Raw genomic sequence first — 18,213 nt, 5'->3', positions numbered from 1 at the left:
GGACCTCAAGAAGCATCTTCCTCGTCCACTCCCAGGTAGGCCGCGATCACGGCAGGGTTGTCACGGATCTCGGCAGGTGGCCCGTCGGCGATCTTGCGGCCGAACTCGAGGACGACGATCCGGTCGGTCACGCCCATGACCAGCTTCATGTCGTGCTCGATCAGCAGCACGGTGTATCCCTGGTCGCGCACCTTGCGGATGAGGTTCATCAGCTCGACCTTCTCGGCCGGGTTGAACCCGGCGGCCGGCTCGTCGAGGCAGATGAGCTTCGGGTCCGCCGCCATCGCGCGGGCGATCTCGAGGCGGCGCTGGTCGCCGTACGGCAGGTTGGCGGCCAGCTCGTCGGCGCGGCGGTGGATCCCCATGAACCGGAGCAGCTCCATCGCCCGGTCGTGTCCCGCGGCCTCCTCCTGGCGGTGACGGGGCAGTCGCAGCAGGGCGCTGATGAGCCCCGTCTTGTGCCGAGCGTCGGTGCCGACGAGGACGTTCTCGAGCGCGGTCATGGTCGGGAACAGGCGCACGTTCTGGAACGTCCGGGCGATCCCCGACTGCGTGATCTTGTGCTTCTTCATCCCGACGACCGAGCGGCCGCCGAAGAGGATCGATCCGCTGGTCGGGCGGTAGACGCCGGTGACCGCGTTGAAGCAGGTCGTCTTGCCGGCACCGTTCGGCCCGATCAGGCCGAGGATCTCTCCTTCCTTGATGGTGAAGGACACGTCGTCCAGGGCGGTCAGACCGCCGAACTTGAGGGTGAGGTTCGCGACCTCGAGCAGCTCAGGCATCGACGACCTCCTCTCCGTGCTCGAGCTCGGTCAGCTCTTCCTCCATCTTGCGGGCCCGGACTGTGCGCCGAGGCGGGATGAGGCCTTGCGGCCGATAGATCGCCAGCAGCATCAGCACCAGGCCGAAGACGAGGAACCGGAACTCGTTGAGCTCGAGGAACCGCTGCGGGAGGTAGACGACGAGCGCTGCGCCGACGATGACGCCCCAGCGATTGCCCTGACCACCGACGACGACGGCCGCCAGGAACAGGATCGACAGCAGGAGCTGGAAGGACGCGGGGTTGATGAACCCCTGGTAGCCCGCGAACAACGCTCCGGACAGACCGCCGACGAACGCACCGAGCGCGAAGGCGAGCAGCTTGAACTTGAACGTCGGGACACCCATGATCTCGGCGGCGTCCTCGTCCTCGCGGGTCGCTTCCCAGGCTCGTCCGACGCGGCTGTTCTTGATGAGCCGGTCGGCCAGCAGGATGATGATCACGACGGTCAGCGCGAACCAGTAGTAGGGAACGGCATCCAGCTGGCCGAAGTAGAGGAACTTGCTCTTCTCCTCCGAGTCGACCAGCACGGTCCCGTTGCCCCAGAACAGGTGCGGCAGCTGGAACAGACCCTCGTCACCACCGACGTTCGGCGGCCCGCCGATCTGGGAGATGCCTCGCGAACCACCCAGCCACTCGACGTTCGTGATGACGAGCCGGATGATCTCGCCGAACCCGAGGGTGACGATCGCCAGGTAGTCGCCACGCACGCGCAGCGTGGGTGCACCGAGCAGCACACCCGAGATCATCGCGACCCCCACGGCGGCCGGGATGGCGAGCAGGAACGGCCAGCTGCTGTGCTCGGCCGTCAGGACACCCACGGTGTAGGCGCCGATCGCGTAGAAGCCGACGTACCCGAGGTCGAGCAGGCCCGCATAGCCGACCACGATGTTGAGGCCGAGCGCCACGAGCACGTAGATCGCCACGAGGAACATCACGCCGCCGAAGTCGACCCCCGGGGTGGAGATCAGTGGCGGTTCGAGGAGCGGCAGCGCGTACGCCAGCACGGCGGCCAGCAGCCACAGCAGGATCTGGACCGGCTTGGGCAGCGCGGTGATCCGCTCGCGGATCCGCAGCCGGGGAATCGTCAGGTAGCCACTCATGCGCGTGCCTTTCCGAGCGCCTCGCCCAGCAGTCCGGTGGGCCGGAACAGCAGGATGAGGATGAGGAGCACGAACGCCACGACGTCCTTCCAGTCGGAGCCGAAGAGCGCGGAGCCCCAGTTCTCGGCCACGCCGAGGACCAGGCCACCGAGCAGTGCGCCGCGAAGGTTGCCGATCCCACCCATCACCGCGGCGGTGAACGCCTTGACGCCGAGCAGGAAACCGTCGTTGAACCGGATCGAGCCGATCTTGGTGATGTAGAGCAGCGCAGCGATACCCGCCATCAGACCGCCGATCAGGAAGGTGATCTGGACGACGCGATTGCGGTTGACCCCCATCAGGGCGGCCGCCTCGGGGTCCTGGGCGACAGCACGGATGCCGCGCCCGGTCCGCGAGCGGCGGATGAACTGGTCGAGCACGATCATCATCAGGAGCGCCGAGCCGATCAGCAGGATGTCGATCGTCGTCACGCCGTAGTTGAAGATGTGGAAGACGACCTCGGGGTTGACGTTGATCGGGAGCGCCGCGCTCTCCCGCGCCCGGGAGAGGTACTCCTTCAGCGGGTCGTAGAGATCGACGGCCTCGTTGGCCGAACCGCTCAGCCCGAGCTGGCCGCAGACCAGGAACGCCAGGCCGATGCCGACGAGCAGCGGGAGGAAGCGCGGCACCTCGCCGAGCTTGAAGCGGCGCGGCTCGGCCCCCTCCATCGCGACGACACGGGAGCCGCCGGCGATGACGAGCACGATGATCGCCGCGAAGACCAGTCCGACCAGGATCGCCACGACGATGCCGGGAAGCTTCTGGACCAGCAGGTTGCGCAGACCCATCGCCTCGGAGAGCACGAAGGACGCGCCGATCGCGGAGATCAGGACGACGAGCTTGGGCGAGCCGCGCTCGATGAGCGGACGGTACGCGAAGCGCTCCAGCAGCAGCGCGACCGATCCGGAGACCAGCATCGCTACCACGAGGGCGACGGCCATGAAGGCGACGATCGCGCCCGTCGACGATGCTGGCGACGCGCCGAACGCGTAGAGGGTCCACACGGCTGCGAAGCCGCCGTACATGAACACCTCGCTGTGGGCGAAGTTGATGAGCTGCAGGACGCCGTACACCATGGTGTAGCCGAGCGCCACGAGTGCGTAGATGGCACCGAGCGCGAGACCGGTGATGGTCAGCTCGGGGAGGTTGCTGAACAGGAATTCGAAGTTCAAGTGGGCCTCTGATCCGGGTCGGACTCACCACGGTGGCCGGAGGCATCGGCCTCCGGCCACCGTGGTCACTTGAGTGCTGGCGCTGCTACTCGATCGTCTGACCGGGCTGGATCTCGCCGTCCTTGATCTCGTAGGCGTAGACCGACGACTCCTCGACGTCGCCCTTGTCGTCGAAGCTGATGTGCTTCGTCAGGCCGTCCTCGTCGTAGTCGGTGACCCACTTGAGCATGTCGGCGCGGGTGGTCTTCCCGGCCTCGATGCCGTTGAGGAACACGTTCATGACGTCGTATCCCTCGGTCGAGTAGGTGCCCGGCGCCTGGCCGATCTCCTTCTCGTACTTCGCCGCCCAGTCACCGGTGCCCCACAGGCACGGGCAGGTCAGGTAGGCACCCTCGGCACCATCGCCGCCGGCCTCGATGAAGCCCGGGTCGAGCGAGCCGTCACCGGAGACGAAGGTGCCCTCGTAGCCGCCCTGCTTGAGCTGCTTGGCGAGCTTGCCCGCCTCGGCGTAGTAGCCGGCGTAGTAGATCGCGTCCGTGCCCGAGGCCTTCGCCTTGGTGACGGTCGCCGAGAAGTCGCTCTGCTTCTGCTGGACGGTGTCGGTCTCGGTGACGACACTGCCGAGAGCCTTCTTCAGGCCGTTGGCCAGGCCGACGCCGTACTCCGACGCGTCGTCGATGACCATGACCTTCTTGGCCTTGAGCGTGTCGGTGATGAACTTCGCCGCCGCCGGCGCCTGGACCGCGTCCGTACCGATCAGGCGGTGGAAGGTGTTCCACCCGTTGCTCGACAGGTCGGGGTTGGTGGCCGAGGCGGAGAGCGTCACCAGGCCGACCTCCGGGTCGGCGAACGTCGGGCCGGTGGCCTCGGTCTCACCCGAGAAGGTGGGCCCGATGACGCCGATGATGTCCTTGTCCTTGGCGATCTCGAGCGCGAAGGGCTTGGCCTTCTCCGGGTCGCCCTGCGAGTCCTTCTTGACGATCTCGACCTTGCAGTCGCCCTTGTACTCCTTCAACGCGAGGTCGGCGCCATTGAGGATGTTGATCCCGAGGTTGGCGTAGTCGCCGGTCAGCGGCCCGATGAAGGCGAGCTTCACGCTGCAGTCGTCCCCGGACCCGGCCTTGGGGTCGTCCTTGGTGGTCCCGCACGCCGTCATGGTCAGGCCGAGGGCAAGTGCCGCGGCTCCGATGCCGAATACCTTGTTTCGCCTCAAGACAGTCCCGCTTCCTAGTCGAGCCGGCGGGCAGCGGTCGCTGCCCACCCGAGGGGTGTTATGCCGCGGGAACCTACACCGGTCGGACCGCCCGTTGGAAGCAACAACGTGGTCCAGATCACAAATCATGACGAATCTGTTACCTGAGCGACGCGGACGTCGGACGATTTGCGGTCCGCGACACCTGATCGCAATGTCGCGGGCGAGCGCTTGTCTTCGTCTGCCTTATGCTTCTCGCTCCTCGACAGCCCTAGCCACGGGAGGCTCTCTTGTCTCGGTTCTTGCCCACGCGATCGCTCGCGGTCGCGATCTTCACGGTTCTCGCTGCGGTGGCGAGCATCGCCTCGGCACCGCCGGCGGCCGCCGACCGCCGGACGACGTACGTGCACGACTACATCCAGGGTTTCGGGACCTCGGGCAGCTACGTCATGTCCGGGCCGTCGTTCTGCGTCCGTTGGCGCGTCGGAGGCGTGATGCGCTACCGGGCGACCGTCGTCAAGGAGGTCCGGAGCACCACTGCTCCGGGCACGGTCGCGTGGGGCTACTCGGTGAGCAACGTCCGGCTCTCGACCAACCAGGTCGAGGTGAACACCTACGCCGCCAGGAACGGCAAGTGCACCACGACCCGCAAGAAGTACTCGAAGCTCACCCTCCAGGAGAAGATGCGCGGCTACTCGTGCTCCTTCAGCCCGCAGCTGAGCGTGGGCCTGCCCTGGTCGGTGGCGGTCGGCTTCTGGCCCTCGTGCGGCAGCCGTGACCTGGCGACCATGTCAGCGACGACCGAGGACGACTCCAGCCGGTTCACCATGACCAGCGGCGCCGTCGTCGTGAGCTACAAGGGCAAGCAGGACAAGGGCTGGTACCCGTCGGCACGCAGCAACCTGAAGTGGTCCTGCTACGGCGCCAACGCCCGCATCACCGTGCAGACGGCCCGGGCGTCCAACAACTTCGACACCCCCCGGATCGCGATCTGCCCCGGGTGGAACGGCTCGCGCAGCGGCTGGTGAGGCCGGCCCGCGGACGTCTCAGGCGCTGCCGGCGCCTGGGACGCCGTGGGTCACGACGCCCTCGGCGACCTCGCGCATCGACATGCGCAGGTCCATCGCGGTCTTCTGGATCCAGCGGAACGCCTCGGACTCGCTCAGGGACAGCTCCTCCTGGAGGATCCCCTTGGCCCGGTCGACGGCCTTGCGGGTGGCCAGGCGCTCCTTGAGGTCGGTGACCTCGCTCTCGAGCTGGACGATCTCGGCGAAACGGCTCAGCGCCATCTCGATGGCGGGCACGAGGTCACTCTGCGAGAACGGCTTGACCAGGTACGACATCGCGCCGGCCTCGCGGGCCCGCTCGACCAGGTCGCGCTGGGAGAAGGCCGTCAGCATCACGACCGGGGCGATGCGCCGACTGGCGATGGCCTCGGCGGCGGCGATGCCGTCGAGGACCGGCATCTTGACGTCGAGGATGACCAGGTCGGGGCGCAGCTCCTCGGCCAGCTCGATGGCCCGCTGGCCGTCGCCGGCCTGGCCGACGACGTCGTAGCCCTCCTCGACGAGCATCTCGGCGAGGTCCATCCGGATGAGGGTCTCGTCCTCGGCGATCACCACGGTGCGGGGCGTCGGCTGCGCGGTCGGGGCGGTCTCGGCGCTCTCGGTCACGGCGTCAGGTTATCGGGCCGGGCGGTGTGGGGCGCACGGTGCGTCTCGGCTACGGTTGCCCGCGGCGCTTTCCGCCCCGGTAGCCCAACGGCAGAGGCAGTGGTCTCAAACACCATCCAGTGTGGGTTCGAATCCCACCCGGGGCACGCGAGCAGGTCGCTCAGCCCCGCCGCCGGTACGCCGGCGCGACCTCGTTGATGGCGTCGCCCATCCGGTGCACCCGCAGCGCGTTGGTCGAGCCGGGGATCCCCGGCGGGCTGCCGGCGATGATGACGACGCGGTCGCCCTCCTTGACCCGGCCGATCTTGAGCAGCTCCTCGTCGACCTGGCGGACCATCTCGTCGGTGTGCTCGACGGGCAGGGTCTTGAAGGCCTCGACGCCCCAGCTGACGGCGAGCTGGGAGCGCACCCGGGCCTCGGGGGTGAAGGCGAGGACCGGGATGGGGCTGCGCAGCCGGGCGATGCGGCGCGCGGAGTCGCCGGACTGGGTGAAGGCGACGACGTACTTGGCGCCGACGCGCTGGGCGACCTCCTCGGCGGCCTTGGTGATGACGCCGGAGGTGGTGTGGGGGTCCCACTCGATGCGGCCGAAGCGGCTGAAGGTGTCGTCGACGAGGGCGTGGGCCTCGGTGGCGGAGATGATCCGGGCCATCGTCTCGACGGTGTGGACCGGGTGCTCGCCGACGCTGGTCTCGCCGGAGAGCATGACGGCGTCGGCGCCGTCGAGGACGGCGTTGGCGACGTCGCTGGCCTCGGCGCGGGTGGGCGCGGGGTTGGCGACCATCGACTCGAGCATCTGGGTGGCCACGATGACGGGCTTGGCGTTGCGGCGGGCGGCGACGATGACCTTCTTCTGCAAGAAGGGCACCTCCTCGAGGGGGCACTCGACGCCGAGGTCGCCGCGGGCGACCATGAACGCGTCGAACGCCGCGACGACCTCGTCGAGGTTCTCGATGGCCTGGGGCTTCTCGATCTTGGCGATGACGGGGAGCATGACGCCCTCCTCGCGCATGATCACCCGCACGTCCTCGGCGTCGGCGGCGTTGCGCACGAAGCTGAGGGCGATGAAGTCGACGCCGAGACGCAGCGCGAAGCGCAGGTCGGCGGTGTCCTTCTCGGAGAGCGCGGGCACGGAGACGGCCACGCCGGGCAGGTTGATGCCCTTGTGGTTGCTCACCTTGCCGCCGACGAGCACCTCGGTGACCACGTCGGTGTCGGTGACCTCGACGACGCGCAGGCGGACCTTGCCGTCGTCGATGAGGATCGGGTCGCCGGGGGCGACGTCGCCCGGCAGCCCCTTGTACGTCGTCCCGCTGATCTCGTCGTTGCCGTCGACGTCGCGGGTGGTGATCGTCCAGCGCTGACCGCGGGTCAGCGTGGCCGGGCCGGCGGAGAAGGTCTCGAGCCGGATCTTGGGGCCCTGGAGGTCGGCGAGCACGCCGACCCCGCGGCCGGCGGCGTCGGAGGCCTCGCGCACGAGGCGGTAGGCCTCGGCGTGCTGCTCGTGGGTGCCGTGGCTCATGTTGAGGCGGGCGAGGTCCATGCCGGCATAGACCAGCTCACGGATCCGACGCTCCGAGCTGGTGGCCGGACCCAGGGTGCACACGATCTTTGCTCTTCGCACGATCCAACCCTATCGGTGACACGTCCGCCGAAAACGCCGCATCGGCGCAAACTCCGGATGAAGCCTGCGCCGATGCGGGGTTGCGGTGCTCGGTGGGTGACCTGGGTCTCAGACCACCAGCGGACGCGCGGTCGGCGGGATGGGCGCGGGCAGCTGGGTGCTGCCGGTCAGGTAGGTGTCCACCGCGGCGGCGGCGGCCCGTCCCTCGGCGATCGCCCACACGATCAGCGACTGGCCGCGGCCCGCGTCGCCGGCGGCGAAGACGCCCTCGACGCTGGTCGCGTAGTCGTTGTCGCGCTTGATGTTGCCGCGCTCGTCCAGGTCGAGGCCGAGCTGCTCGACCACGCCGGGCTGCTCGGGACCGACGAAGCCCATCGCGAACAGGACCAGCTCGGCCGGGATCTCCCGCTCGGTGCCCTCGTGCTCGACGAGCTTGCCGCCCTCGAAGGCGACCTCGACCAGCCGCAGCGCGCGGACGTTGCCGTCGTCGTCGCCGAGGAACTCCTTGGTCGAGACGGCGTAGACCCGCTCGCCGCCCTCCTCGTGGGCCGAGGAGACCCGGTAGATCATCGGGTACGTCGGCCACGGCTGCCCGCTCGGACGGTCCTCGGTCGGCTGGGGCATGATCTCCAGCTGCGTGATCGAGGCCGCGCCCTGGCGGATCGAGGTGCCGAGGCAGTCGGCGCCGGTGTCACCGCCACCGATGATGACGACGTGCTTGCCGTCGGCGCGGATCTGGCCCTCGACCTCCTCGCCGAGCGCCACCCGGTTGGCCTGCGGCAGGAAGTCCATCGCCTGGTGGATGCCGTTGAGCTCGCGCCCGGGCACCGGCAGGTCGCGCGGCACGGTCGAGCCGATGGCGAGCACCACCGCGTCGTAGCGGTCCTTGAGGGCCTGGCCGTTGAGCTTGCCCTCGCCGACGGTGACGCCGGAGCGGAACACGGTCCCCTCGCGGCGCATCTGCTCCAGACGCCGCTCGAGGTGCTTCTTCTCCATCTTGAACTCGGGGATGCCGTAGCGCAGCAGGCCACCGGGCTGGTCGGCCCGCTCGTAGACCGCGACCGTGTGACCGGCGCGGGTGAGCTGCTGGGCGGCGGCCAGTCCGGCCGGACCGGAGCCGACGACGGCCACGGTCTTGCCGGTCAGCCACTCCGGCGGCTGCGGCCGCACGAAGCCCGAGTCGTAGGCCTTGTCGATGATCGAGACCTCGATGTTCTTGATCGTCACCGCGGGCTGGTTGATCCCCAGCACGCAGGCGGTCTCGCACGGGGCCGGGCAGAGGCGACCGGTGAACTCCGGGAAGTTGTTGGTCGCGTGCAGGCGCTCGATCGCGCCCTCCCAGTCGTCACGCCAGACCAGGTCGTTCCACTCCGGGATGATGTTGCCCAGCGGGCAGCCCTGGTGGCAGAACGGGATGCCGCAGTCCATGCAGCGGCTGGCCTGGACGTTGATGATCGGGAGCAGCGCGCGGCCGATCCCTCCCGGGTAGACCTCGTCCCAGTCGCCCACCCGCTCCTCGACCGGACGACGTCCGGCGACCTCGCGGGTGTTCTTCAGGAATCCCTTCGGGTCAGCCATGGAGCACCTCCATCACTCGGTTCGCGGCGGCGTCGGCGTCGAGGCCCTCGGCCTCCGCCTCGGCCTGGACCGCCAGGACCTTCGCGTAGTCGCGCGGCATGACCTCGGTGAACCGCGGCAGTGCGGCCTCCCAGTCGGCCAGCAGCTCCTCGGCGACCTCGGAACCGGTCTCCTCGAAGTGCTTGCGCACGATGCTCTCGAGCTCGGCGGCGTAGTCGGCGCTGACCGGACGCAGGTCGACGAGCTCGCCGTTGACCCGGAAGTCCTTGAGGTCGAGCACCCACGCGATGCCACCGGACATACCGGCCGCGAAGTTGCGGCCGGTCTTGCCGAGGACGACGACGCGTCCGCCGGTCATGTACTCGCAGCCGTGGTCGCCGACACCCTCGGTGACGACCGTCGCGCCGGAGTTGCGCACGCAGCACCGCTCCCCCACGCCGCCGCGGATGAAGATCTCACCCGAGGTCGCGCCGTAGGCGATGGTGTTGCCGGCGATGATGTGCTCGTCGGCGCGGAACGTCGCCGCCCGGTCGGGGCGGATCGCGATCCGGCCGCCGGACAGGCCCTTGCCGACGTAGTCGTTGGCATCGCCCTCGAGCCGCAGCGTGACGCCCCGGGGCACGAAGGCGCCGAGGGACTGACCCGCGGAGCCGACGAACGTCAGGTCGATCGTGCCGTCGGGCAGGCCCGCGCCACCGTGCTTCTTGGTGACGTGGTGGCCCAGGATCGTGCCGACGGTGCGGTTGACGTTGCGGATCGCCAGCTGGGCCCGGACCGGCTCGCCGGTCTCGATCGCCGAGGCCGCGAGCGGCAGGATCTCGGTGACGTCGAGCGACTTGTCCAGGCCGTGGTCCTGGGTGCCGGTGTTGCGCACGTCCTGGTCGGGGAAGTGCGTGCCCGCGATGTCGACCTGGTGCAGGATCGGCGCCAGGTCGAGACCCTTGGCCTTCCAGTGGCCGACGGCCTCGACGGTGTCGAGCGCCTGGACCTGGCCCACGGCCTCCTCGATCGAGCGGAAGCCGAGCTCGGCGAGCAGCTCGCGGACCTCCTCGGCGATGAACTCGAAGAAGTTCACGACGTACTCGGCCTTGCCGCTGAACCGCGAGCGCAGGGCCGGGTTCTGCGTGGCCACGCCCACCGGGCAGGTGTCGAGGTGGCAGACCCGCATCAGGATGCAGCCCGAGACCACCAGCGGGGCCGTGGCGAAGCCGAACTCCTCGGCACCGAGCAGCGCGGCGATGACGACGTCGCGGCCGGTCTTGAGCTGACCGTCGGTCTGGACGACGATCCGGTCGCGCAGGCCGTTGAGCAGCAGGGTCTGCTGGGTCTCGGCCAGGCCGAGCTCCCAGGGACCGCCGGCGTGCTTGAGCGAGGTCAGCGGGGACGCACCCGTGCCGCCGTCGTGACCCGACACCAGGACGACGTCCGCGTGGGCCTTGGAGACACCCGCGGCGACCGTGCCGACACCGACCTCGGAGACCAGCTTCACGTGGACGCGGGCCGAGGGGTTGGCGTTCTTGAGGTCGTGGATCAGCTGAGCCAGGTCCTCGATCGAGTAGATGTCGTGGTGCGGCGGCGGGCTGATCAGGCCCACGCCCGGCGTGGAGTGCCGGGTCTTGGCCACCCAGGGGTAGACCTTGTTGCCGGGCAGCTGGCCGCCCTCACCGGGCTTGGCGCCCTGGGCCATCTTGATCTGGATGTCGTCGGCGTTGGTGAGGTACTCCGAGGTGACGCCGAAGCGGCCCGAGGCGACCTGCTTGATCGAGCTGCGCCGCTCGGGGTCGTGGAGACGGTCGGCGTCCTCGCCGCCCTCTCCGGTGTTGGACTTGGCGCCCAGCCGGTTCATGGCGATGGCCAGCGTCTCGTGCGCCTCGCGGGAGATCGAGCCGTAGGACATCGCGCCGGTGGAGAAGCGCTTGACGATCGCCGAGACCGGCTCGACCTCGTCGATGGGGATCGGCGCGCGGCCGAAGTCGCCGGCGTCCTTGAACCGGAACAGCCCACGCAGCGTCATCAGCTTCTCGGACTGCTCGTCCACCGCCGCCGTGTACTGCTTGAAGATGTCGTAGCGACCGGTCCGCGTGGAGTGCTGGAGCCGGAACACCGTCTCGGGGTTGAACAGGTGCGGCTCGCCCTCGCGGCGCCACTGGTACTCGCCACCGATCTCGAGCTCGCGGTGCGCGGGCGCGATGCCGGCCGGCGGGTACGCCTTGGCGTGCCGGGCGGCGACCTCCTGGGCGATGACGTCGAGCTCGATGCCGCCCAGCTTGGAGGTGGTGCCGGTGAAGTACTTGTCGACGACCGTCTGGGACAGACCGATGCACTCGAAGATCTGGGCGCCGGTGTAGGACGCCACGGTGCTGACACCGATCTTGGACATCACCTTCACCACGCCCTTGCCGAGCGCCTTGATCAGGTTCTTGACGGCCTGCTCGGGCTCGGCCTTGACGTAGTAGCCCTCGCGCGCCAGGTCCTCGACGGTCTCCATGGCGAGGTACGGGTTGACCGCCGCCGCGCCGTAGCCGACGAGGAGCGCCACGTGGTGCACCTCGCGGACGTCGCCGGCCTCGATGAGGAGGCCGACCTGGGTGCGGGTCTTCTCGCGCACCAGGTGGTGGTGGACCGCGCCGGTCAGCAGCAGCGAGGGGATCGGCGCGAGGTCGGCCGTCGAGTGCCGGTCGGAGAGCACGATGATGCGCGCACCGTCGGCGATCGCGGCCGAGACCTCGGCGCAGATCTCGTCGATGCGGGCCGCCATCGCGGCGCCGCCGCCGTGGACGTCGTACAGGCCGCGGGAGACGTGGGTGATGAAGCCCGGGTGGTCGCCCTCGCGGTTGATGTGGCGGATCTTGGCCAGGTCGTCGTTGTCGATGACCGGGAACGGCAGCACGATCTGGCGACACGAGGCCGGGGTCGGCTCGAGCAGGTTGGACTCCGGTCCGATGGAGCCGTAGAGCGAGGTGACGAGCTCCTCGCGGATGGCGTCCAGCGGCGGGTTGGTGACCTGGGCGAAGAGCTGGCTGAAGTAGTCGAACAGCAGCCGCGGCTTCTCGCTGAGCGCCGCGATGGGCGTGTCGGTGCCCATCGAGCCGAGCGCCTCGCCGCCGGTGTTGGCCATCGGCGTGAGGATGACCCGCAGCTCCTCCTCGGTGTAGCCGAAGATCTGCTGGCGGCGGGTGACCGAGGCGTGCGTGTGCACGATGTGCTCACGGTCCTCGATGTCGTCGAGCTGGATCAGGCCGCCGTGGAGCCACTCGCCGTAGGGGTTCTCGGCGGCGAGCTGGTCCTTGACCTCCTCGTCCTCGATGATCCGGTGCTCCTCGGTGTCGACCAGGAACATCCGGCCCGGCTGGAGGCGGCCCTTGCGGACGACCGTGGCCGGGTCGAGGTCGAGCACGCCGACCTCGGAGGCGAGGACGACGAGACCGTCCTCGGTGACCCAGTAGCGGGCCGGGCGCAGGCCGTTGCGGTCGAGGACCGCGCCGATCTGGGTGCCGTCGGTGAAGACGACGCACGCCGGACCGTCCCAGGGCTCCATCATCGTGGAGTGGAAGCGGTAGAAGTCGCGCCGCAGCGCGGGCATCTCGGCGTGGTTCTCCCACGCCTCGGGGATCATCATGAGCACCGCGTGGGGCAGGCTGCGCCCGCCCATGTGCAGCAGCTCGAGGACCTCGTCGAAGGACGCCGAGTCGGACGCGCCCGGGGTGCAGATCGGGAACAGCCGGTCGAGGTCGCCGGGGATCGCGTCGGAGGCGAGCAGCGCCTCGCGCGCCCGCATCCAGTTGCGGTTGCCCATGACCGTGTTGATCTCGCCGTTGTGGGCGATGAACCGGAACGGGTGGGACAGCGGCCAGCTCGGGAAGGTGTTCGTCGAGAACCGCGAGTGGACCACGCCGATGGCCGAGGCCATCCGCTCGTCGACCAGGTCGGGGTAGAAGTTGTCGAGCTGGTCGGTGGTCAGCATGCCCTTGTAGGCCAGCGTGCGCGAGGAGAGCGACGGGAAGTACACGTCGGTCTCGCGCTCGGCGCGCTTGCGCAGGCAGAACGCCAGGCGCTCCAGGTCCATCCCGCTGACCGGCTCGGCGCCGAACGGGTTGGCCCGGACGAAGACCTGGCTGAACGTCGGCATGACGCTGCGGGCCATCGTGCCCAGGATGTCCGGCGTGACCGGGACCTCGCGCCAGCCGAGGACCGTGAGGCCCTCCTCGGCGGCGATCTCCTCGATCCGGCCGCGGGTCTTGGCGACCTGCTCCTCGTCGCCGGGCAGGAACGCCGTACCGACGGCGTAGGTCCCGGCGGCGGGCAGGGTCAGCCCCGCCTCCGCCGTGACCGCGCGCAGGAAGGCGTCGGGCACCTGCAGGAGGATTCCGGCACCATCGCCGGAGTTGGGCTCGGCCCCCGCGGCACCGCGGTGGTCCAGGTTGCGGAGGGCCGTCAGGGCCTTCACCACGATGTCGTGGCTGGCCTCACCGGTCAGGGTCGCAACGAAGGCGACGCCACAGGCGTCGTGCTCGTGTCGCGGGTCGTAGAGACCCTCCGGCGGCGGGAACGCGTGCGAAGAGGGCACAGGGGTTCTCCCGTCGACTACGTCTGCCACGTCGTCGCCACCAGGAGGTGAGCGAGTCGGTGCAACAGAAGGTGGGGCGCAAGGGACGGCACTGGCCCACGCGGCGGAGCTCTCAGGTTACCACCGCGTCAACGCTGTGTGTTCAATCGTCGTCCCTCATGGACGCATCTTCTGTCACATCCCGCACCAGGCCCGAAGAATCATCGGCGGACCGGCCGTGGCTCAGCCGAATCGCCCGTTGACGTAGTCGGCGGTGCGCGGGTCCTGCGGGTCGTCGAAGATCACCGAGGTGGGCCCCTGCTCCACGATCACGCCCGGCGTGCCGTGGGCGGCCAGGAAGAAGGCGCAGCGGTCGGAGACCCGCGCCGCCTGCTGCATGTTGTGGGTGACGATCACGATCGTCACCTGGCTGCCGATCTCGCGGATCGTCTCCTCCACGACCCGCGTCGAGGTCGGGTCGAGGGCCGAGCAGGGCTCGTCCATCAGCAGCACGCGCGGGCGGACCGCGAGCGAGCGGGCGATGCACAGCCGCTGCTGCTGGCCGCCGGAGAGCGCCGAGCCGGGCTGGCGGAGCCGGTCGCGGACCTCGAGCCACAGCCCGGCCCGGGTCAGCGACTCCTCCACCAGGTCCTCGCGCTCGGACTTGCGCAGCCGCGAGCCGACCAGGCTCAGCCCGGCGAGCACGTTGTCCTGGATCGACATGGCCGGGAACGGGTTCGGCTTCTGAAAGACCATGCCGATCGCGCGGCGCGCGTCGGTCAGGCGCCGGTCGGGGTCGTAGATGTCCTCTCCGTCGAGGCGCACCTCCCCCGCCAGCGCCGCGCCGGGGACCAGCTCGTGCATCCGGTTGAGGATCCGCAGGAAGGTCGACTTGCCGCAGCCGGAAGGGCCGATGAGCGCGGTCACCTGCCCGGAGGGGATGTCGATCGAGACCCGGTCGAGGACCTTGCGCTGGCCGAACCACGCCGAGACGGCGTCCGCCTCCAGCCGGCCCGGACGAGCCCCCGCGCCGGGCGGTCCCGGAGGGGGCGGCGGGGGCGGCAGGTCCTCGCGGACGGCCGGGATGACGAGCGTGGAATCGGACACGGTGGCTCTCCTTCGTACGGGGTGCCGGTGCCGGGGAGCGGCCGCTCCCCGGCACCGGCGGGGTGCTGCGCTGCTACTTCACCACCAGCTTGTAGCCGGGGCTGGTACTCGTGGCGACCTTGGCGTTGCCGCTGAAGACGACCTTGATCTTGTGGGTCCCCTTCTTGCGCTTGGGCAGCGTGATGGTGAGCCTGCCGCCGTTGGCGGCGGCGAGCGTGACCTTCTTGATCGCCTTGCTGCCGTCGTAGACGGTGAAGCTGCCGGTCAGCGCGGCGGCCGGGACGCCGGGGGCGGTCACCTGGGCGGTGATCTTGGGCGCCGCGGTCTTCTTGATCTTCGCCGCGGCGAGCTTGCCCTTGGTCGTCGACGTCGCCGCGACGACCTTGATGCTGCGGCTGCCCTGGCTGGGCTGCGCGGCGGCGGTGCCGCCGAAGGCGACGGTGAGGGCGTGCGTGCCGGGCGCGAGCACGAGGCCCCCGACCGGGATGTCGATCACGCCGTCGGCGTCGAGCGCCTTGGTGGCCAGCACCGTCGCGCCCTTCTTGACCGTGACGGTGCCGCCCGCGGCGGTGACGCCGGTGACGGTCGCACGCACCGTGAACGCCTTCCCGTACGACGACGTGGCCGGCGCCGTGACCGAGGTCTGGGTCGCGACCGGTCCCCCGGCCTCGGGCCCCGCGACGACGGTCCAGTCGTTGCCGGTGACCTTGACGAACGCCGAGGCGTAGCGGTCCGCCACGCCCTTGGTCGCCGAGCTCGTGCGCAGGCGCAGCTCGTAGACGCCGCCGAAGGTCCCCTGCCCCGCCGCCGCGAAGCTCGCGGTGAGGTCGGCGAGGCCGTAGCCGCCGGCGGTGCGGACGTAGGGCCGCCCCACCAGCGGCGCGGGCGCGGTGACCGCGCCGGCGCCGGTGTAGCGGTCGGTGCCGGTGGCCTGGACGCCCGGCCACGCGCCGGCCGCGCTGCCCGACTGGGCGGCGTGGACGAACAGCGAGGCGTGGGTGTCGTCGGCGCGCACGGCGCCGTCGGCAGCCGCGAACGCGGGCAGGCCGGCGGTGACGGTGCCCGAGGTGACCGGGGCGCCGGCGCCGTCGTACAGGTGGAGGGCGACGTCGCTGCGCGCCGGGTCGTCGACGCCGGCCTGGCCGGCGCTGTACCAGGCCAGCGTGGTCGGGTCGCCGGTGAAGGTCGGCGCCGCGACGGCGAGGCCGCCGACGCCGGAGGCGGCCAGCGCCAGGGCGATGACGGCGCTCCACCTCTTCGTGTGGTTGGTCTTCATGCTTGTCTCCTAGGTCTGTGCTGACCCGTCGGGGTCAGGAACCACCGGTCGTGACGGCCTCGGCGGCGTCCCGGCACGACGCGTGCCCGCCCCGCACCAGCTCCCACGTGTCGCCGTCGACCTTGATGTCGGCGGTGTCGTAGTGGTCGGGCACGGTGCCGAGCGCGGGCGTGCCGAGCACGAGCCGCAGCTGGACGTAGCCGTCGAAGCCGGCCGGGAAGGCGGTGACGAAGTCACCGAGGGACCACGCCTGGTCGGTCACCGCGGCCGCGGGCCGCGCCGGGTCGGCGTACGGCGTCGCGGCGGTGATCGCCGTCCCGCTGAACTCGGCCGGCGAGACCCCCTCGCGGGGCTGGTAGGCGTAGAGCGTCGCCACCGCACCGGTCGGGTCGGCGCCGTCGGGCAGCGCGCTCTCCCCCAGCACGAACCCGGCGAACGGGCGGTCGGCGGTCTTGCCGCCGGTCACCGCCTCGCCGCGTGCGGAGCAGAGGGTGAGCGCGCCGGTCGACGCCGGGTCGGCGTACGGCGCCTCGGGCTGCGCGGTGAGCCGCCAGACGAGGACGCCGGCGACGACGGCCAGGGCGACGGCGAGCACGCCGAGGCCGAGCCGGGCCCGCGAGCGGGGCAGGGTGATCGTGGCCATGACAGTGGGTTCCTGGGTCCCCGAGGGGATCAGTCGACGGCGATCTCGGCGTTGTCGGTGCCGTACACGTGGTAGTCCGGCGTGACGCCGGCCGCCTCGAGCAGGGCCTCACCGGCGGGGGTGCGCACGAACGGCAGCGGCCCGTCGGGGTTGTAGAACAGCGCCTCCACCCAGTTGAGCGTGGAGCCCGGCTGCCACGGCTCGTTCGAGGTCAGGTCGGACTCGCGGACCAGCGCGTTGTAGGCGAAGTTGCCGCCGTAGGGCGCGGCCGGCGTGTTGTTGTCCGCGGTACTGCTGCCGTCGAGGAGCTTGATGCCGCTCGCGTCGGCGGCGGTGCGGTGGCCGGTCTCGGTGTTGTAGTTGTTGGTCTTCTGCCCGTCGAAGGTCTGCGTGTAGTAGCCCTTGTTGAGCGTCCGGTAGCGCCCGCGCGGGAACGGCACGATGGCGTTCTTGCGCTGCGCCTCGGGCAGGTTCACGATCGCCGTCGGGTCGTTCTGCTGGACGTTGAACGAGTTGGGGTTGCCGCGCCCGTCGAAGGTGCCGTTGCCGGGATTCTGCCGCTTGACGTTGGCGAGGAACGTGTTCCACATGCCGGCGTCGGAGGGCAGCGTGAGCGGGACGATCGTCTCGGACGGCGCGGGGCCGTCGTAGCCGGGGATCTGGCCCCAGGTGGTCCACTGCCCGGTGTAGATCTTGAGGATCGCCTCGGCGCTGAGCGTCGAGGGCGCGTTGGTGGTCGTCGCGGTCGCGATCAGCTGGCGGTCGGTCGCGATCTGGACGCGGTAGAGCTTGGTGCCCTGCTTGTTCTGGATCTGCGTCTGGTGATCGGCGTTGAGCGGGTCGGGGCTGCGGCCCACGTCGATCCAGCCCTGGTCGTCGTTGATGATCGCGTCACGGCCACCGCCGCCACCGCCGGTCGGCCGGACCACGAGGTCCTGGCCGGCGCGCAGGCCGACGGTCGGGTTGAGCAGCTTGACGTCGCCCTGCTTGATGTACTTCACGCCGTTCTCGCCGATGGTGCCGTTGCCGGTGATCGTCGGCAGCTGGCGCGGGTCGGTGTAGGCGCTGCGGCCCTGGGCGTCGCCCGAGGAGTCGAAGTTGACGAACCGGTAGCGGTTGCCGGCGGTGTTGTAGCCGGGCAGCTCGTGGTAGCCGTCGGCGAGGAAGTTGAACGAGTTCTGGATGATGTCCGACCCCGTCGCGACGACGTCGTGGGGCTGCGGGGCGGGATCGGCCTGGGCCGGCGTGAGCGAGAGCGTGAGCCCGGCCGTGGTGACCAGGCCGACGAACGCCACGGAAGCGGTCTTCCGACGAGAAAGCATCGTGCTACCTATCTGTAGTAATCCAGTAGAGATACTCCCGAGCGTGCCGAGGACGTTAGGGCCACGGCCCTCGGCGACCGGCCCGGATCTCGGGATCCGAGACCCTGGGGCCGTGGTG

The 18,213-nt window shown here is 70.0% G+C and carries 13 protein-coding genes and 1 tRNA gene; 2 read left to right on the top strand and 12 right to left on the bottom strand.

The annotated features are described in order from the left end of the window. Positions 1 to 5 precede the first annotated feature (5 nt). From M0M48_RS06860 to M0M48_RS06845, 4 genes are all read right to left on the bottom strand, one after another. A complete protein-coding gene (locus M0M48_RS06860; protein ID WP_257750559.1) occupies positions 6 to 782 on the bottom strand; it encodes an ABC transporter ATP-binding protein in 777 nt (258 codons plus the stop codon). After that, a complete protein-coding gene (locus tag M0M48_RS06855) occupies positions 775 to 1,923 on the bottom strand; it encodes a branched-chain amino acid ABC transporter permease (protein ID WP_257750558.1) in 1,149 nt (382 codons plus the stop codon). The genes M0M48_RS06860 and M0M48_RS06855 overlap by 8 nt, the downstream gene beginning before the upstream one ends. Beyond that, a complete protein-coding gene (locus M0M48_RS06850; protein ID WP_257750557.1) occupies positions 1,920 to 3,134 on the bottom strand; it encodes a branched-chain amino acid ABC transporter permease in 1,215 nt (404 codons plus the stop codon). The genes M0M48_RS06855 and M0M48_RS06850 overlap by 4 nt, the downstream gene beginning before the upstream one ends. 85 nt (positions 3,135 to 3,219) lie before the next feature. Further along, the gene (locus M0M48_RS06845) at positions 3,220 to 4,347 is read right to left on the bottom strand and encodes a branched-chain amino acid ABC transporter substrate-binding protein (protein WP_257750556.1); all 1,128 of its coding nucleotides are present in this window, start codon (positions 4,345 to 4,347) and stop codon (positions 3,220 to 3,222) included. A 281-nt stretch (positions 4,348 to 4,628) separates the two neighbouring features. Here M0M48_RS06845 and M0M48_RS06840 point away from each other — a divergent pair, with 281 nt between their 5' ends. Beyond that, entirely contained in the window at positions 4,629 to 5,354 is a 726-nt protein-coding gene (locus M0M48_RS06840; protein WP_257750555.1) for a hypothetical protein, read from the top strand. Positions 5,355 to 5,372: 18 nt separating this feature from the next. On the opposite strand, the gene M0M48_RS06835 is transcribed toward M0M48_RS06840, so the two are convergent. Beyond that, a complete protein-coding gene (locus M0M48_RS06835; RefSeq protein WP_257759319.1) occupies positions 5,373 to 5,999 on the bottom strand; it encodes an ANTAR domain-containing response regulator in 627 nt (208 codons plus the stop codon). Positions 6,000 to 6,072: 73 nt separating this feature from the next. Here M0M48_RS06835 and M0M48_RS06830 point away from each other — a divergent pair. After that, positions 6,073 to 6,145, top strand: a tRNA-Leu gene (locus M0M48_RS06830). Positions 6,146 to 6,159: 14 nt separating this feature from the next. On the opposite strand, the gene pyk is transcribed toward M0M48_RS06830, so the two are convergent. From pyk to M0M48_RS06795, 7 genes are all read right to left on the bottom strand, one after another. Beyond that, entirely contained in the window at positions 6,160 to 7,623 is a 1,464-nt protein-coding gene (gene pyk, locus M0M48_RS06825) for a pyruvate kinase (protein ID WP_257750554.1), read from the bottom strand. Between the two features lie 108 nt (positions 7,624 to 7,731). Continuing rightward, complete coding sequence (locus tag M0M48_RS06820; RefSeq protein ID WP_257750553.1) at positions 7,732 to 9,201, bottom strand: glutamate synthase subunit beta; 1,470 nt, start codon at positions 9,199 to 9,201, stop codon at positions 7,732 to 7,734. Then, positions 9,194 to 13,768: a glutamate synthase large subunit gene (gltB, locus tag M0M48_RS06815; protein WP_257750552.1), complete on the bottom strand. Its 4,575-nt coding sequence runs from the start codon at positions 13,766 to 13,768 to the stop codon at positions 9,194 to 9,196. Before gltB ends, M0M48_RS06820 begins: the two co-directional genes overlap by 8 nt. A gap of 222 nt (positions 13,769 to 13,990) precedes the next feature. Continuing rightward, positions 13,991 to 14,812 (bottom strand): phosphate ABC transporter ATP-binding protein, encoded by an 822-nt coding sequence (locus M0M48_RS06810; protein WP_374587342.1) that lies wholly within the window; start codon positions 14,810 to 14,812, stop codon positions 13,991 to 13,993. A 115-nt stretch (positions 14,813 to 14,927) separates the two neighbouring features. Then, entirely contained in the window at positions 14,928 to 16,130 is a 1,203-nt protein-coding gene (locus M0M48_RS06805; RefSeq protein ID WP_257750551.1) for an Ig-like domain-containing protein, read from the bottom strand. A gap of 34 nt (positions 16,131 to 16,164) precedes the next feature. Beyond that, positions 16,165 to 16,773: a hypothetical protein gene (locus M0M48_RS06800; RefSeq protein ID WP_257750550.1), complete on the bottom strand. Its 609-nt coding sequence runs from the start codon at positions 16,771 to 16,773 to the stop codon at positions 16,165 to 16,167. Positions 16,774 to 16,802: 29 nt separating this feature from the next. After that, on the bottom strand, positions 16,803 to 18,095 hold the full coding sequence (locus M0M48_RS06795) for a substrate-binding domain-containing protein (protein ID WP_215815111.1): 1,293 nt from the start codon (positions 18,093 to 18,095) through the stop codon (positions 16,803 to 16,805). Positions 18,096 to 18,213 lie beyond the last annotated feature (118 nt).

It is taken from the genome of Pimelobacter simplex, assembly GCF_024662235.1.
Taxonomy (GTDB): domain Bacteria; phylum Actinomycetota; class Actinomycetes; order Propionibacteriales; family Nocardioidaceae; genus Nocardioides.
The sequence above is the reverse complement of the archived record's forward strand: the minus strand, read 5'-3'. Positions and strand labels throughout refer to the sequence as shown.

Bases quoted from the DNA above. Each gene is read 5' to 3' on its own strand.
- M0M48_RS06800 (WP_257750550.1), bottom strand. From the start codon at position 16,773: ATGGCCACGATCACCCTGCCCCGCTCGCGGGCCCGGCTCGGCCTCGGC.
- M0M48_RS06820 (WP_257750553.1), bottom strand. From the start codon at position 9,201: ATGGCTGACCCGAAGGGATTCCTGAAGAACACCCGCGAGGTCGCCGGA.
- M0M48_RS06860 (WP_257750559.1), bottom strand. From the start codon at position 782: ATGCCTGAGCTGCTCGAGGTCGCGAACCTCACCCTCAAGTTCGGCGGT.
- M0M48_RS06795 (WP_215815111.1), bottom strand. From the start codon at position 18,095: ATGCTTTCTCGTCGGAAGACCGCTTCCGTGGCGTTCGTCGGCCTGGTC.
- M0M48_RS06805 (WP_257750551.1), bottom strand. From the start codon at position 16,130: ATGAAGACCAACCACACGAAGAGGTGGAGCGCCGTCATCGCCCTGGCG.
- M0M48_RS06855 (WP_257750558.1), bottom strand. From the start codon at position 1,923: ATGAGTGGCTACCTGACGATTCCCCGGCTGCGGATCCGCGAGCGGATC.